The following is a 14,409-nucleotide window of genomic DNA, read 5'->3' as shown; positions in this document are numbered from 1 at the left end:
ATGCTCCTGTCAAAACCGCTGTGGCGAGAATGGTGCCAGATCCACCGGTGGCTTTTGGCCGGTCAGCAGGTCTGCAACAATATGAGACGTACCCGCCGATTGTGTCAGGCCCAGATGTCCGTGGCCGAAGGCATAGACAACACGGTCTGACTGCCGTGCATGACCGATTGCAGGAAGGCTATCTGGCAAGGATGGACGGAACCCCATCCATTGCCGGCCGCCATCCGCTTTGAGTCCAGGAAGGAAAGCCTTGGCCTTGTTCAAAAGGGCTTCCGAGCGTGCAAAATTAGCCGGCAGTTCCAGCCCGCCGAGTTCAACCGCGCCTCCGACGCGAATGCCACTCGTCAGTCTCGTGACGACAAAACCGTGCCCGCCAAAGGTAATCTGCGTACGAAGGTCAAACGCCCCGCCTGGCAGCGTGGTATTATACCCCCTCTCGGTTTCGAGCGGTATTTTTTCGCCAAGGGAATGGGCAATTCTATGGGAGAAAGCACCTGCTGCAACCACGGCCTTTGCGGCTCTCAACTTGCGTCCATCCAGGCCTGTAGCCTCGACCCCATCACCCTCTAAACGAAGGCTAGTGACGTCAAGCTTTTCAATCGTGCCGCCGGTGGCACGGAAATGTTCGGCGAGAGCGAGTGTATAGAGTTCAGGGTCTGCGATTGAATACCAGCCTGGCGTAAAGGTACCGCTGATAAACCTTGGCGCAATACCCGGTTGGATTTCGGCCATCTGTTCAGCATTGAGGTGCCTGAACTCAATGCCGTGACGGGCTCGTGCCTTCCATCCGGCCAATGAAGCTTCAAACTCAGCCTCACTTTCATAGACCTGAAGGTTTCCCTCCTTGCGCAGCATGGAGATTGTGCCGGTTTTTCTCAAAAACGGTTCAAGCTCAGCTCTGGAGAGATCCATCATTGCCGTCTGCGCGGCGGTAGAATGCTCGACCCGCGAGGCAGCACATGCCCGCCAGAACCGGAACATCCACGGCGCGATTTTCAGAGCATAAGCTGGTGGAACACTGAGTGGGCCAAGGGGGTCCATAAGCCATTTAGGAGCCTTCCACAAAATACCTGGCGAGGCGAGCGGCAGGATATCCGTGAAGGCAAACGCCCCGGCATTCCCGGCGGAAGCACCGGCGGCAGGCCCCTGCCTGTCAACGACTATAACGGAAAGGCCGCGTGCCTGTGCGGCGATTGCTGCAGACAGGCCAACGACACCCGCCCCAATGACGAGAACATCGGGACTGGTCATCAACGAACGCTCGCGAGGAACTTCTGTGTTTCTGCCTGTTGAGGTGACCCGAAGAGCTCCTCGGGCGTTCCAATCTCGGCCATGACCCCTTGATGGAAAAATGCGACGCGGTTCGACACATCGCGCGCGAAAGCCATTTCATGGGTGACACAGATCATCGTCATCCCCTCTTCAGCAAGCATTTTCAGGGTATCGAGAACCTCGCCGACGAGCATTGGATCCAGTGCCGATGTCACCTCGTCGAACAGCATGTATTCTGGCGACATCGCAAGCGCGCGGGCGATTGCCATTCGCTGCTGCTGTCCGCCAGACATCCTGTTCGGATAGACTTTCAGTTTCTCGCCGAGACCGACATGGGTGAGTTGCTTGACTGCAATCTCTTCTGCCTGCTCTTTCGAAATCCCGAGCACTTTTCGCGGTGCCAGCATAACGTTTTCCAGGACCGTTAGGTGGGGAAAGGCGTTCCACTGCTGGAACACGATGCCGACCTTACGGCGTAGCCTGTTCAGGTCCGTCGTCTTGGCGTGAACCTCGGTCCCGTCAATAACGATCTTGCCGCTGTCGATTGGTTCTAGACCGTTGATGCAGGTGAGAAGTGTCGACTTTCCAGAGCCGGAGCCACCGATGATGGTGACTACCTCGCCTTTGCTGACGGTGAGGTTGATCCCCTTCAGAACCTCCAGTGGGCCGAAGGATTTACGGACGTTTTCGATCTCAATCATTGGGGGACCACCGTCTTTCGAGATACCCGCCGAACCGGGCGATGGGGAAGCTGATAATGAAGTAGATGGCACCGCAAATCAGAAGGATTGTAAGCGGTTCCTGGAGGCGGGTGACAAGGATTTGCGAGGCCCGCAAAAGCTCGATCAGGCCGAGCCACAGCACAAGTGCAGAATCTTTCATGACACCGAGTGTCAGACCGATCCACGACGGGAGTGACACGCGGGTGGCAAGCGGCAGGACGATATAACGCATGTCCTGCGACCACGTCATGCCGAGAGATCGGCAGGCACGCCTTGTATTGGACGGCACAGAGGAAATACCGCCGCGGACGATTTCTGTGCAATAGGCTGCGGTGTAAAGTGACAGCACGACACAGGACGTGGTGAAAGGCGGCCAGCCAAGCTTGGCGATCGACTGAAACGCATTGCCGAGCACGAGTTGGATGAGCAGCGGCACAGAGCGGAACACATCAAGCACGAAGGTCAAAGGCAACGACCAATATGCACCGAGCTGAACGCGGATAATACCGAAGACAATCCCCATGACCGTACCTGCCGTAACGGCAACTGCCGTAACGGCAAGGGTCATTCCTGCCCCTTTGGCAAGAAAGGCGAGATCACTCCAGGTGAGAGCGGTTTCGAACATGGCTCACCTCTCTCAGTAACGGAACAGACGCCATGCCAGAACCCTGGCGGCGAGCGTGACGATCTTGGCAATCACGTAGTAGATGACTGCTGCAAGTGCGAAAAATTCGAAGGTACGGAATGACTTGGCATTCAGCGCCTGGGTAACACCCGCAAGGTCGGTATTCATTCCCACAGTCACGCCAAGCGAGGTCATGAGGATTGCCCAAACCATCTGGTTGGTGGCCGGCAAGAACGCGACGCGCAGCATTTGGGGCAGAATGATCAGCCGGAAGGTTTGCATCGACGTCATCCCAAGCGATCGGCCAGACCTGGTCTGGGTATCCGGGATGGCTTTCAACGCACCGCGGAAATTTTCCGCCAAATATCCGGCGTTGTTGAAGGCGATGCCGACGAGCAGAGCCGTGTATGGGCTGAGGTGGATACCGAAGTTACCAAGGCCGAAATGCGCCATGTAGATCTGGAACAAAGCCGGCGTGTTGCGGGCAATTTCGACCCAGGTCGCGGCAAACGCGCCAAGGGCACGATTTTCCGATAACCGGAACAGGGTGAGCATTATTGCGCAGGCCAGCCCGATCACCATGGACAGGATCGCGATCTGGAGCGTCACCACCGCACCGTCCAAGAGCTGCGGCAACGCCTTCAGCGCCTGGTTCCAGTGGAACGTGTAATTAAACATAACCGTCTCACCTTTCAGAAACGATCAACGGCGCGATCATGTTGATCGCGCCGTTTCAAAAAGTCCTGATTAGCGATAGACGCCGTTAACAGCGAGCGAGGGCGCTTCGCCGCCCACCCACTTCTCGTAAAGCTCGGCGTAACGACCTGTACGTACCTGCTGGTTGATGAACAGGTTCAGGTAGTTGATTAGGCCGTATTCGTCGCGATTGGTGAAGAGCGCAACGTAGTCGATATCGTAGGGTGCCTTACCCACAACGGAGATACCGCCGAATTTGCCGCTCTTGACGTTGGATTGTGCGACAGTCGATGTCGAAACCGTTGCGTCGATCTGCCCCTGGCTCAGCGCAAGGAAGACATCGGCTTGCGTCTGATAGGGACGGAACTCGCCAGCACCCCACTCCTTGACGGAGTTCTCAAGTGCAATTGCTTCAAACGTACCTGCGGTCGCGCCGACTGTCTTGCCCTTCATGTCTTCGAAAGACTTGATACCCGACTTGTCGTTGGCAGTGACAGCCATTTCGAATGCAAAGTACGGAACGGTCATGCCGACAGTCTTCGCACGCTCCAGCGTATCGGACGTCGAGGCGACGCCCACATCAACACGCCCAGACATCAGAGCAGGAATACGCTCTGGGAAGGGTGTTTCGACGATTTCGGCAGTAACGCCGAGCGCTTTGGCAAGATCGTTACAGTAATCGACGTCGAAGCCTTCCGGATTGTTGTTCGCGTCACGCGAACCCATCGGCGGGAAATCGAGCACAACAGCGCAACGCAGTGTACCCGAGGAAATGATATCGTCGAGCTTGTCGGCCTTGGCCGGTGTCATGGCGGATGCGGCGGCCAGCAGGCCGGCGAAGATGACCGTTTTTCTCATTCTTGATTTGCTCCCAGCAATTGGTCTGCCCTTGAAGGCAAGGACACTATTTCCTCAAGAATACGAGAAATCAACATAAAAAATACAACACGTATACAAAAAGAATTTTTGCACCTGCGAAAAAGACGCGGCCGGCTGCTCGAACAAACAGAACTAACGCTCTGAAAACAGACATGCTTCTCTGCTGGTGCATCAGCGGCATGCCGTTTGTCCATCCGACTTCCTAACAATGCCCCCGACACATCCGCTGCGATAAACGCTCGCCTTCCGAAAATCGCGCGTTGCATCCCAGGTAGCTTTGTATACTTTATGTATCCAGAAAGACGCGAAGAACATTCCAGAGGTAACAATGACAGGTCAAACGAATCTCACGATCACTGCTCTTGGCGAACGGGTTGAGGCGATTTTTCTGAAGGCCGGACTGAATGCGATCCAGGCCGGGGCTCTTGCAAGGGTTATCGTCGCGGGAGAGCGCGATGCCTGCAAATCTCATGGTATTTTCCGGATTGAAGGCGCGCTGCGCACCGTGAAGGCCGGAAAGGTCAAGCCCGACGCCGTGCCGGAAATACTGCCCGATGAAGGTACCGCCATCGTCAAGGTCAACGCCCGGGGCGGCTTTGCCAATCCCGCCTATGAACTCGGACTTCCGGTCCTGGTGGAGCGTGCCCGCCGGCTTGGCGTCGCAGCGCTTGTGATCAACGACTGCACGCATTTCTCGGCCCTCTGGCCAGAAGTCGAGGGATTGACGACGAACGGCCTAGCCGGTCTTGTCATGTGCCCAAGCTACGCAACCGTCGCCCCGACCGGAGGCAACAAGCCGCTGCTTGGAACCAACCCGTTCGCGTTCGGGTGGCCGCGCAAGGATCAGCCGCCCTATGTCTTCGACTTTGCCACATCTGTTGCGGCACGCGGTGAGATCGAATTGCACCGGCGGGCTGGCAAGCAACTGCCAGAGGGATGGGCCATCGATCGCGATGGCAACCCTACGACGGACCCGGATGCCGCCCTCGACGGCTCGATGCTGCCTTTTGGCGGACACAAGGGGTCCGCAATCGGCACGATGATAGAACTTCTCGCTGGCATCATGATTGGCGACCTGACAAGTCCTGAGGTTCTCGACTATCTCGGCACGACCACACTCGCACCGTTCCACGGTGAATTGATCATTGCCTTCTCGCCGGAAGCCTTTGCAAAAGGCCGCCCCGGAGATCCGTTCCAGCGCGCGGAAATCCTTTTCGAAGCGATCGTCGGACAAGGCGCTCGCCTCCCGTCAGGCCGCCGTTTCGCCGCCAGAGCCAAATCCGAAAGTGAAGGGATCACATTGACTGAAGCAGAGCGATCGAGCCTCGATCACCTTCTCGAAAAAGGTCTGGATGCGGTCTCCTGACCGCTTATCTCGCAAAAAACGAAGGGCCCGCATGACGGGCCTTTTTTTGCGCGACGATATTAATGGGGCCTCGGCACGGCACTGTCCGTGACAACCTGCCTGGGACTTAGCTAAACAGCCTTGACGTTCGTCATGCCAAATGGCCCCGGACCAAAGCCCGGAGCCATAAAGCGAAGAGAGCGATCAGCTGGCGATCAGGCTGCCTTGCAGGCCTGCACTGCACCGGGAAGCTTGCTCCAGTCGGCATACCAGTTGTTGAACAGCCTGAACTGAGCCTCTACGTAGCCACGCTGGCTGTCGGACAGAACATCCGTTTCGTTGAAGTGCAGCGAATACTCCTTGTCTCCCTTCAGCACCATCATGTGCTTGAAGTAGAGAACGAGATCTGGGCCTTCGTCGAACGACGACAGTACGGCCAGTGCCTGCTCTAGTTCGAGCGCACGTGCGCGCGCATCGGCATCGCCCTTCGCGGCAGCCTGCGACAGATTGCAAAGGTGGATGACTTCCTTCGGAAGAACGTTACCGATACCAGTGATCGCACCCGTCGCACCGCAATTGACGAAGCCGTGGAAAACGGCCGTATCAACGCCGATCATCAACGTGACCTCATCGTCACGGCTGGTGATGTTTTCAGCGGCATAACGCATGTCTGCCGGGCCACCGAATTCCTTGAAGCCGAGGAGGTTCTTGTGTTCTGCGCGCAGGGCGAAGAAAAGATCGGCGCGCGTTGCAAAACCATAATACGGGCTGTTGTAGATCACAGCAGGAATTTCAGGGGCGGCAGCAAGGATCGCCTTGAAATGTGCTTTCTGAGCGGAAATGACCGAACCGCGCGACAGAACGCGAGGGATAACCATCAGTCCCTTCGCGCCAACCTTCTGTGCGTGCGCTGCATGGGCCACTGCGGATGCCGTGTTGACGGCACCGGTTCCGACGATCACCGGAATGCCTGCCTTCACCAGGCGTTCCACGCCTTCCATGCGCTGTGCATCAGTCAGAAGCGGCCAGTCGCCCATCGAACCGCAATAAACAACGGCAGACATACCGTCCGCGATCAGTTCCTTGCCCTTACGGACGAGCGCGTCAAAGTCAGGGGTACGATCGTCCTTGCAGGGCGTCATCAGCGCAGGGATCACACCAGAAAAAATGCTGGCCGTCATTACAAGCTCCTCATCAATGTCTGTTCGTGGCTACGGGCGCGCGCCTGCGCCACCCTTTCGAAGGACACATTATCGTCTTGTATTTTATTTGTCGACAAGAAATCGACAAGTTAGAGCGATATTTCCAGACGATCTTCACGCACCAGCAATTTCTGCACTTGCCGCACAATTTGCTCGGCATGCTCACGGGCAAGTTTCTCTGAAAGAACAATGTCGCGCGCGGCGATCGCGGCAATCATTTCATCATGATCTTCCACGTACCGTTTCGGGAGCCGGTCTTCGTAAGACTGGTAATAAAGCCGCAGGATGCGTCGTCCTTCATCAAGCAGGCGCTTGAACAGCGTGATGAAATACGGATTACGGCCAGCTTCGGCGATTGCAAGATGGAGGGCTGCATTGGTCGATATCATTGCAAGCGCGTCTTGCTTTTCGACCGCTTTAGCAAACTCCGCCTGGTGTGCGCGGATACCGACGAGATCCTCTGGCCGATGATACTGGGCGGCAAGCTGCGTGGTGACGCGATACATCAGCACCAACGCATCGAAATAGGTATGCATGTTGAGAAAATCGATGTTCGACACCATTGTCGACCGGTTCGGCAGGGTATCGATCAACCCCTCACCGGAAAGGCGAACCAAGGCCTCCCGAATGGGAGTCCTGGACATTTTGAACCGCTCAGCAAGTTGAACTTCATCAATAGGACTACCTGGCGGCAGCACTAGATCTAGAATTTCGTCGCGCAGCAGATCGTAGACCATCTTTACGCCAGAGCCGCGCTTGCGCTCGGCAGAAGCACCTGTATCCGTCATCTTTGAATCCTTTTTGTCGACATAAAGTGTACGATCATATTTTTTTGTTATCAACGCTGACGACGCGCTCTTCACCGCTTATGGTGAAACAATCATGCGGCACAAATAAAAAAACCGTCGCGAAATTATCCGCAACGGTTGTTTTTTATTCGGAAAATGTCGGTTTGTGGCGATCAGGTCCGCAGGCCGGTTGCAACAACCGAAATCTTGAAACCACCATCGAGGGTCGGGTCGAACGAAGCACCCATCACGACGTCGGTTTCTTCGCTGACAGCTTCACGGACAAGCGTCATTGCTTCGTCGATCTCGTAAAGGGTCAAGTCGTTACCGCCCGAAATAGAAACGAGCGCCCCGCGCGCTTCTTTCAGGGAAGGCTCGCCGAGCAGTGGATTGGCGATCGCAGCAGCTGCTGCCTCAGAAGCACGCTTCTCGCCCTTGGCTTGCGCCGTCCCCATCAACGCACGTCCACCGTTCTTCATGACATATCGGACGTCTGCGAAGTCGAGATTCACCAGACCTTCGCGCAGGATCAAATCGGTAATACACCTGACACCGAGTGAAAGAACCTTATCCGCGGTCTTGAGCGCATTTTCGAATGTCGTTCCCGCATCCGCAATTCGCAAAAGGTTCTGGTTGGGAATGACGATCACGGTATCGGCGGTATTGAGCAGATTTGAGAAACCGTACTCTGCTGCCCGCATGCGACGAGCGCCTTCGAAACTGAATGGCAGCGTGACGACACCGACCGTCAGGATGTTTTTGGCACGGCAAGCTTCGGCAATCACCGGCGCAGCACCTGTCCCCGTGCCGCCACCCATACCTGCGGTGATGAAGCACATGTCGTAGCCGCTCAGGTGATCCATGATTTCGTCAAGGGAATCGAGAGCAGCCTGCCGGCCGACCTCCGGATCGGCACCGGCGCCGAGACCGCCTGTCAGTTCCGAGCTGAGCTGGACCAACCGAGGCGCATTGGTTTTCTTCAGCGCCTGCGCGTCCGTGTTTGCTGCAATGAAATCAACGCCACCGATACCTTCGGCGATCATGTTGTTGATTGCGTTCCCGCCACCTCCACCGACGCCGACAACGGCGATATTGGGCGTATTGCGGGCAATAGAGGCGTGCGGGGACTGGCTCATCGTCTGGTTCTCTTTTCTAAGTCTTCTCGATTCCGGCGCGTTCGGGCCGGAATGCCTGCGGAAAAAGGCGAAAGTCCGGTAGCAGGCATGTTTCTCCGACCACTTCCCCCGGATGAAAACCAAACCGAATCAACTGCTTCGCTTTCGCAGTTGATAGCCCAAAACCGAGAATGTTTACACTCCATTCACCATGTTTCTCTCAAATTGGAACGACCTGCCGTGAAAGGTGTTTGCCTCTTGCCGAGACTAGAGAGCACACAATGGAGGCAAGCATATGTTGGCGAACATTCTCCAGCACGGAAACGATTTGATGGTGAAACAGCCCAAGGTGCTGATCGTCGAAGACGAGTTCCTGATTGCAATGGACATTGAAGATTCCATTCTCCAGGCGGAAGACGACGCCGATGTAATCGGCATTGCCAACCGCCTCGACCAAGCTGTCGCACTCGGTCGTGACGCCGACATCGCCTTTGTGGACGTGAACCTGGCGGACGGTCAAACAGGTCCAGAGATCGCCAAGCGCCTGTCTGACGACGGAGTGATCGTCATTTTCATGACGGCAAATCCAGAAGTGGTTGTTAATCTCGGGATCGGCGCAGGCGTTATTACAAAACCTGTTCCGTTCGACGCCGTCGAACAATGCCTGGCTTATGCAGTCGCCAAACGGAATGGCACACGTGCGGTCACACCTATCGGTATGATGGCATTCGATTGAATATGTCTTGAGAAACAAAAAAGCCTGCCGCGGGAGGAGGTGCGACAGGCTTTTTAAAAAGGTCGAACAGCGAGTTGGGAGGAGGTAACCGCTGTTCAGTGGGCGCCTCTGGGAGGAGGTAGAGACGACCCGTTCACCAAACGGACTGGGAGGAGGAGTGTCCGTCTGATGATCTTAAGATAGCATTTTCTTGCGCGTTTCCTAGGCACAACTACGCAGCGCAGACATGCACAGTACGCATAACTCGATCAACGCAGGCCCTGGAAACGCAAAAACGCCCGCAAAGCGGGCGTTTCAAACATCATCGGATATGATCGTACCTTAGATCAGATACCGACGGCCTGGCGCGCGACACTAGCGATCTGGCTGCGATCGATACCCAGATCGTGCAGTTCACGAGTGCTCATACGGCCGAGTTCGTTGACGGTCAGACGATATTTGCGCCAGTTATTGAAGGAGCGTGCTACGTTCATGACATTACCCTTTCCTGAGGTTTGGTGACGTCAGTAACGTTTTCGTTCCGGCGTCCTTTGATGACCCCTATATGCTCGCTTTCGCGGCGATTTAACAGGCAGATTACGTCAACACACCCATGCGCTAAATGCAGAGGTCATTGCGAATCCTATGCGGAGGATTACCGGTTCGCCAATTTTTCAGCCACCTAAGGGCTAAGTTAACCGTCCGATCGCTCCGTAATCGGTCACAAGTACTGTGTTCGCATTGCTGATCTATCACACCAGTTGCCAAGAAACGGTACATGAAGACATGACGAGGGCGGCCCTGTAGCCGCCCTCCCCGGTAGCTTACCGAATGACCGTCTTACTGCGAAAGCACGGCAGCTTTGATTGTATCGATATTATTGTTGATCATGTCGATATAGGTGGAAGCGGGGCCGTCCATGGTCGAAAGCGCGTCAGAGTAGAGTGTCCCACCAACCTTGAGGCCGGTCTCTTTTGCAATCTGCTCGATCAGTCGCTTGTCGGTGATGTTTTCCACGAAGATCGCCGAGGCCTTATCTTCCTTCACCTGATCCACGAGCTTGGCGACATCCGCAGCAGATGCTTCCGATTCCGTTGAAACGCCCTCGGGGGCCAGAAACTCCAGGCCATATGACTGTTCGAAGTAACCAAACGCATCGTGCGAAGTGATGATCGTGCGTTTCTCTTGCGGAATGGCGGCAACCTCTGTCTTCACATGATCTTCGAGTTCCTGAAGCTTGGCAACATAGGCTTCCGAATTGGCCGTATATGTTGCGCAACCGGCCTTGTCTGTCTCGCAGAATGCGTCGGCAACGTTCTTCACGTAAATGATGGCGTTGCTGACGGATTGCCAAGCATGGGGATCAAATTCGCCGTGATGATGATGCCCATCTTCATCACCGTGGGAATGGTCATGTCCGTGACCGTTTTCCGCCGCCTCATCCGCTTCTGGATGTGCGTGCCCTGCCGGTTCCTCAGAGAGTTTCAGTGGTTCAACACCCTTTGTCATCTCGACAACCGGTGCCTTCGTTGCACTTGTTTCGATCAACCTTTTCAAAAAACCTTCAAACTCAAGCCCGTTCACAAGCACAACATCGGCTTTGCTGACCGCAACCGCGTCTGCCGGCCGGGGTTCATAGACATGGGCGTCACCATCTGGCCCAACAAGCGTTGTGACCGTCACCCGGTCACCGCCGACATTCTTGGCGAAGTCCGCAATGATGGAGAAGCTGGCGACAACTTTCAGATCTTTTGCCGACGCCTGTGTGGCCAACATCGTCGAAAGCGTGAGGATGCTTGCGCATGTGGCAAAACGTAACGTTGAAAGCACGGGTATATCTCCTTTGAGAGTTTGTATTTCAGGTGGTTTTGAGGCGGATCGCGTTAACGGCATCCCGAACGATGCCGCGTGGCGCGAAAAGAATGGAAAGGACGTAGATCGCACCGGCAGAGAGAATGATCGCCGGTCCAGACGGCAAGGACGCGTGGTAGGAAAGAAGGAGGCCGGCGCAAGATGAAACCATGCCAATGCCGATCGATACGAGGCACATGGGGAAAACCCGGCTTGCCCAAAAACGGCTTGCGGCAGCCGGCAACATCATCAGGCCGACGGAGAGTAATGTCCCCAAGGCCTGAAAGCCGCCGACGAGATTGAGAACGACAACTGCGAGAAAGAGGAAATGAACCGGCGCACCCCAACGGCTGACTGAACGCAGGAAAAGCGGATCAAGACACTCGGCAAACAGCGCACGACCGAAAAATCCCATGATCGACAGGCTGATGACGCAGATCCCCAAGATCAGACCGAGTGCTTCGTTGTTCAGGGCAAGAACCGTACCGAAAAGTACATGCATGAGATCGATGCTCGAACCACGCCACGATACGAGTAGAACTCCTAGCGCCAGTGAGATGAGATAGAACGCAGCCAACGAGGCGTCTTCTTTCTGAATCGTTACGCGGGAAATTGCGCCTGCGCCTAACGCGACCGTCAGGCCCACAACAAGCCCGCCTATGGTCATCGGCAAGATCTCCAGGCCATAGAAAAGAAAACCGAGAGCAGCGCCCGGCAAAATGGCATGAGACATCGCGTCTCCCGTCAGGCTCATCCGTCGCAACATGAGAAAAACTCCGACCGGACCACAACTGACAGACAGAAGCAGGGCGCCTGCCAGCGCACGCTGCATGAAGGCATAATCGAGGAAGGGAGCGAGAAACATGTCAAACAGCGGCATGCAAGCCTCTGACCGAGTGTAAATTCTGATAGGAGGACACTTGCTCGGCCGGTTCGCACCAGAAAGCAGTTTCGCCTTCGGTTTCGTAGAGCCGCCTTGCCTGACGTAAAATGGCGGGCTGCAGAACCTCCTCGGTCGGGCCGAAACCAACGAGACGACGTGCAAGAAGCATACATGTGGAGAAGTGCTGACGAACGATCTCGTAGTCATGGAGGACCGTGATCACGGTCCGGCCTTCTCCGATCCACTCGGCGATGACAGCCATTAGCTCGGCAACGGTCTTCTCATCGACGGCGTTGAAAGGCTCATCAAGAAGGATGAGATCTGCCTCCTGCAGGATGGTCCTGGCGAAGAGCGCGCGTTGAAGCTGCCCGCCGGAGAGCGCATCAATCCCCTTGCGCTCGTAGCCCGCAAGACCGACTGTCGCCAGCGCCTCGCCTATGGCATCTCGATCACCGGACGTGATCCGGCCAAGAAGGCCTCGTCTCGGCCACAAGCCAAGTGAAACGAGATCACGCACCTGTGCGGGAAAGCTGCGGTCTAATGCAGACTGCTGCGGCAGGTAGGCGACAGAGACACCGGAAGCCTTGAGGCATTCGCCCGAGAGCGGAGCGATAATTCCCGCTATCGACTTCAAAAGGGTGGATTTCCCCGAACCGTTCGCGCCGACGATCGCCGTAAGCGAACCCTTTGAGATCTCGGCATGCAGGCGCAGCAAAGCGGGTTGTCCGTTATATCCTAAAGTCAATTCCTTGAATGAGAGGCAAGGATCGTCCATCGATCACTCCGTCGGGTATTCAACTGAGCCTCATCATTTATGTAATGTTATTACATCGGTCAATTGAGATGTAATGAAATAACATTAAATTTTGGAAATGAAGCGTGCGGGCAGAAATTCCGCAGATTGAGTTTGACAGGATCGCATTATGTTATGTTATTACATTACTGCAATGACATGCGCTCAGGACGAAATCAGTTCGCTGTGCGTAATAACCAGGAAAAGAGAGATCGTGTTAAAAAAACTTCCAGTCACCGTCCTGTCTGGCTTCCTTGGCGCCGGAAAAACAACCCTCCTCAATCATATTCTTGCCAACCGCGAGGGTTTACGGGTCGCACTCATCGTCAACGACATGAGTGAAATCAACATTGACGCTGCCCTCGTCCGGGATGGTGGCGCCAATCTTTCAAGAACGGAAGAGCAACTCGTTGAAATGACCAACGGCTGCATCTGTTGCACATTGCGTGACGATCTCTTGACCGAGGTGCGGGCGTTGGCTGAGCAGGACCGGTTCGACTACCTTCTGATCGAATCGACCGGTATCGCGGAACCCCTTCCCGTCGCGGCAACCTTTGACTTTCGTGACGAGGATGGACGCAGCCTCTCAGATGTCGCAAGGCTCGACACGATGGTGACAGTCGTGGACGCCGCCAATCTCCTGCAGGATTACAGCTCCTCCGATTTTCTGTCTGACCGCGGTGAAACGGCTGGTGACGGCGATAACCGCACGATTGTTGACCTTCTGGTCGAGCAGATTGAATTCGCCGATGTCGTGATCCTCAACAAGGTCGCCATGGCAACTGCCGAACAGCTCGATGCAGGACGCAAGATCGTCGTCGGGCTCAACCCGGATGCCAAGCTCCTTGAGGCCGATTTCGGCAAGGTGAATCTGACGGAGGTTCTGGGGACTGGCCGTTTCGACTTTCAAAAGGCAGAAGAGCATCCCTTATGGTTTAAGGAATTGCATGGATTTAAGGACCATGTTCCCGAAACTGAAGAATATGGGATACGCTCTTTTGTGTATCGCGCACGCAAGCCGTTCGATCCGGTTCTCTTTCAACGCTTCATCGATCGCACCTGGCCGGGCGTCGTTCGTGCAAAGGGTTTCTTCTGGCTAGCAACACGTCCCGATTACGTCGGCGAAATTTCCCAGGCAGGTGCACTGGTTCGTACCGGAAAAATGGGGCTCTGGTGGTCTGCGGTACCCAAAGAGCGCTGGCCGCGCGAACCCGAATTTCTTGCTATGATGAAGCCATATCTCGATCCGGTTTGGGGCGACAGACGGCAGGAGATCGTGTTTATCGGCGCAGACCCGATGGACGAAAAGGACTTGCGAGCGCAACTCGACGCATGCCTGCTCGATAGTGCTTCCTTCAAACCGGACGACTGGCGTGATCTCCCCGATCCGTTCGTATCCTGGGAGCGAAATGCCGCATAATGCTTTCCAACTGTGCGGTGGTCGTCACCAATTATGGCTACCGCATAGTCTGTCTTCGGGGATACCACTAAACCGGCAATCACCTTGAGAAGCACGCGGGAGC

At 55.5% G+C, this 14,409-nt stretch carries 15 protein-coding genes; 3 read left to right on the top strand and 12 right to left on the bottom strand.

Annotated elements, in window-relative coordinates; all coding sequences use genetic code 11:
* Positions 1-9: 9 nt before the first annotated feature.
* The 5 genes from ACIQT8_RS18310 to ACIQT8_RS18290 all read right to left on the bottom strand — a co-directional run bounded on the left by ACIQT8_RS18310 (position 10) and on the right by ACIQT8_RS18290 (position 4,173).
* Positions 10-1,251, bottom strand: a complete 1,242-nt coding sequence (locus ACIQT8_RS18310) for an NAD(P)/FAD-dependent oxidoreductase (protein WP_400968007.1) — start codon at positions 1,249-1,251, stop codon at positions 10-12.
* Positions 1,251-1,973: an amino acid ABC transporter ATP-binding protein gene (locus ACIQT8_RS18305; protein ID WP_400968004.1), complete on the bottom strand. Its 723-nt coding sequence runs from the start codon at positions 1,971-1,973 to the stop codon at positions 1,251-1,253. The genes ACIQT8_RS18310 and ACIQT8_RS18305 overlap by 1 nt, the downstream gene beginning before the upstream one ends.
* A complete protein-coding gene (locus ACIQT8_RS18300; RefSeq protein WP_400968001.1) occupies positions 1,966-2,619 on the bottom strand; it encodes an amino acid ABC transporter permease in 654 nt (217 codons plus the stop codon). Before ACIQT8_RS18300 ends, ACIQT8_RS18305 begins: the two co-directional genes overlap by 8 nt.
* 12 nt (positions 2,620-2,631) lie before the next feature.
* Entirely contained in the window at positions 2,632-3,297 is a 666-nt protein-coding gene (locus ACIQT8_RS18295) for an amino acid ABC transporter permease (protein ID WP_262528447.1), read from the bottom strand.
* Between the two features lie 69 nt (positions 3,298-3,366).
* Entirely contained in the window at positions 3,367-4,173 is an 807-nt protein-coding gene (locus tag ACIQT8_RS18290) for a transporter substrate-binding domain-containing protein (protein ID WP_262528446.1), read from the bottom strand.
* A gap of 349 nt (positions 4,174-4,522) precedes the next feature.
* Here ACIQT8_RS18290 and ACIQT8_RS18285 point away from each other — a divergent pair, with 349 nt between their 5' ends.
* Entirely contained in the window at positions 4,523-5,560 is a 1,038-nt protein-coding gene (locus ACIQT8_RS18285; RefSeq protein ID WP_400967997.1) for an Ldh family oxidoreductase, read from the top strand.
* Between the two features lie 194 nt (positions 5,561-5,754).
* On the opposite strand, the gene ACIQT8_RS18280 is transcribed toward ACIQT8_RS18285, so the two are convergent.
* From ACIQT8_RS18280 to ftsZ, 3 genes are all read right to left on the bottom strand, one after another.
* Positions 5,755-6,720, bottom strand: a complete 966-nt coding sequence (locus ACIQT8_RS18280) for a dihydrodipicolinate synthase family protein (protein WP_400967994.1) — start codon at positions 6,718-6,720, stop codon at positions 5,755-5,757.
* Positions 6,721-6,830: 110 nt separating this feature from the next.
* A complete protein-coding gene (locus tag ACIQT8_RS18275) occupies positions 6,831-7,529 on the bottom strand; it encodes a GntR family transcriptional regulator (protein WP_138793250.1) in 699 nt (232 codons plus the stop codon).
* Between the two features lie 173 nt (positions 7,530-7,702).
* The gene (gene ftsZ, locus ACIQT8_RS18270) at positions 7,703-8,665 is read right to left on the bottom strand and encodes a cell division protein FtsZ (RefSeq protein ID WP_138793251.1); all 963 of its coding nucleotides are present in this window, start codon (positions 8,663-8,665) and stop codon (positions 7,703-7,705) included.
* Positions 8,666-8,939: 274 nt separating this feature from the next.
* Here ftsZ and ACIQT8_RS18265 point away from each other — a divergent pair, with 274 nt between their 5' ends.
* The gene (locus ACIQT8_RS18265) at positions 8,940-9,380 is read left to right on the top strand and encodes a response regulator (protein ID WP_138793252.1); all 441 of its coding nucleotides are present in this window, start codon (positions 8,940-8,942) and stop codon (positions 9,378-9,380) included.
* A 326-nt stretch (positions 9,381-9,706) separates the two neighbouring features.
* Here the strand turns inward: ACIQT8_RS18265 and ACIQT8_RS18260 are convergent, their stop codons facing one another.
* The 4 genes from ACIQT8_RS18260 to aztA all read right to left on the bottom strand — a co-directional run bounded on the left by ACIQT8_RS18260 (position 9,707) and on the right by aztA (position 12,868).
* A complete protein-coding gene (locus tag ACIQT8_RS18260) occupies positions 9,707-9,853 on the bottom strand; it encodes a DUF1127 domain-containing protein (RefSeq protein WP_400967990.1) in 147 nt (48 codons plus the stop codon).
* A gap of 346 nt (positions 9,854-10,199) precedes the next feature.
* Complete coding sequence (gene aztC / locus ACIQT8_RS18255; protein ID WP_400967987.1) at positions 10,200-11,189, bottom strand: zinc ABC transporter substrate-binding protein AztC; 990 nt, start codon at positions 11,187-11,189, stop codon at positions 10,200-10,202.
* A gap of 28 nt (positions 11,190-11,217) precedes the next feature.
* Positions 11,218-12,090: a zinc ABC transporter permease AztB gene (gene aztB, locus ACIQT8_RS18250; RefSeq protein WP_400967984.1), complete on the bottom strand. Its 873-nt coding sequence runs from the start codon at positions 12,088-12,090 to the stop codon at positions 11,218-11,220.
* Positions 12,077-12,868 (bottom strand): zinc ABC transporter ATP-binding protein AztA, encoded by a 792-nt coding sequence (gene aztA, locus ACIQT8_RS18245; protein WP_400967981.1) that lies wholly within the window; start codon positions 12,866-12,868, stop codon positions 12,077-12,079. Before aztA ends, aztB begins: the two co-directional genes overlap by 14 nt.
* A 232-nt stretch (positions 12,869-13,100) precedes the next feature.
* Between aztA and zigA the strand changes: the two genes are divergently transcribed.
* Positions 13,101-14,306 (top strand): zinc metallochaperone GTPase ZigA, encoded by a 1,206-nt coding sequence (gene zigA / locus ACIQT8_RS18240; RefSeq protein WP_400967978.1) that lies wholly within the window; start codon positions 13,101-13,103, stop codon positions 14,304-14,306.
* Positions 14,307-14,409: the final 103 nt, after the last annotated feature.

The organism is Agrobacterium sp. NPDC090273, assembly GCF_044772305.1.
Taxonomy (GTDB): domain Bacteria; phylum Pseudomonadota; class Alphaproteobacteria; order Rhizobiales; family Rhizobiaceae; genus Agrobacterium.
The sequence above is the reverse complement of the archived record's forward strand: the minus strand, read 5'-3'. Positions and strand labels throughout refer to the sequence as shown.

Excerpts from the sequence above, each read along its gene's own strand:
- ACIQT8_RS18275 (WP_138793250.1), bottom strand. The coding sequence starts at position 7,529 with ATGACGGATACAGGTGCTTCTGCCGAGCGCAAGCGCGGCTCTGGCGTA.
- ACIQT8_RS18310 (WP_400968007.1), bottom strand. The coding sequence starts at position 1,251 with ATGACCAGTCCCGATGTTCTCGTCATTGGGGCGGGTGTCGTTGGCCTG.
- ACIQT8_RS18285 (WP_400967997.1), top strand. The coding sequence starts at position 4,523 with ATGACAGGTCAAACGAATCTCACGATCACTGCTCTTGGCGAACGGGTT.
- aztB (WP_400967984.1), bottom strand. The coding sequence starts at position 12,090 with ATGCCGCTGTTTGACATGTTTCTCGCTCCCTTCCTCGATTATGCCTTC.
- ACIQT8_RS18265 (WP_138793252.1), top strand. The coding sequence starts at position 8,940 with ATGTTGGCGAACATTCTCCAGCACGGAAACGATTTGATGGTGAAACAG.
- ACIQT8_RS18280 (WP_400967994.1), bottom strand. The coding sequence starts at position 6,720 with ATGACGGCCAGCATTTTTTCTGGTGTGATCCCTGCGCTGATGACGCCC.
- ACIQT8_RS18300 (WP_400968001.1), bottom strand. The coding sequence starts at position 2,619 with ATGTTCGAAACCGCTCTCACCTGGAGTGATCTCGCCTTTCTTGCCAAA.
- ACIQT8_RS18260 (WP_400967990.1), bottom strand. The coding sequence starts at position 9,853 with ATGAACGTAGCACGCTCCTTCAATAACTGGCGCAAATATCGTCTGACC.
- ACIQT8_RS18290 (WP_262528446.1), bottom strand. The coding sequence starts at position 4,173 with ATGAGAAAAACGGTCATCTTCGCCGGCCTGCTGGCCGCCGCATCCGCC.
- ftsZ (WP_138793251.1), bottom strand. The coding sequence starts at position 8,665 with ATGAGCCAGTCCCCGCACGCCTCTATTGCCCGCAATACGCCCAATATC.
- ACIQT8_RS18305 (WP_400968004.1), bottom strand. The coding sequence starts at position 1,973 with ATGATTGAGATCGAAAACGTCCGTAAATCCTTCGGCCCACTGGAGGTT.
- ACIQT8_RS18295 (WP_262528447.1), bottom strand. The coding sequence starts at position 3,297 with ATGTTTAATTACACGTTCCACTGGAACCAGGCGCTGAAGGCGTTGCCG.
- aztA (WP_400967981.1), bottom strand. The coding sequence starts at position 12,868 with ATGGACGATCCTTGCCTCTCATTCAAGGAATTGACTTTAGGATATAAC.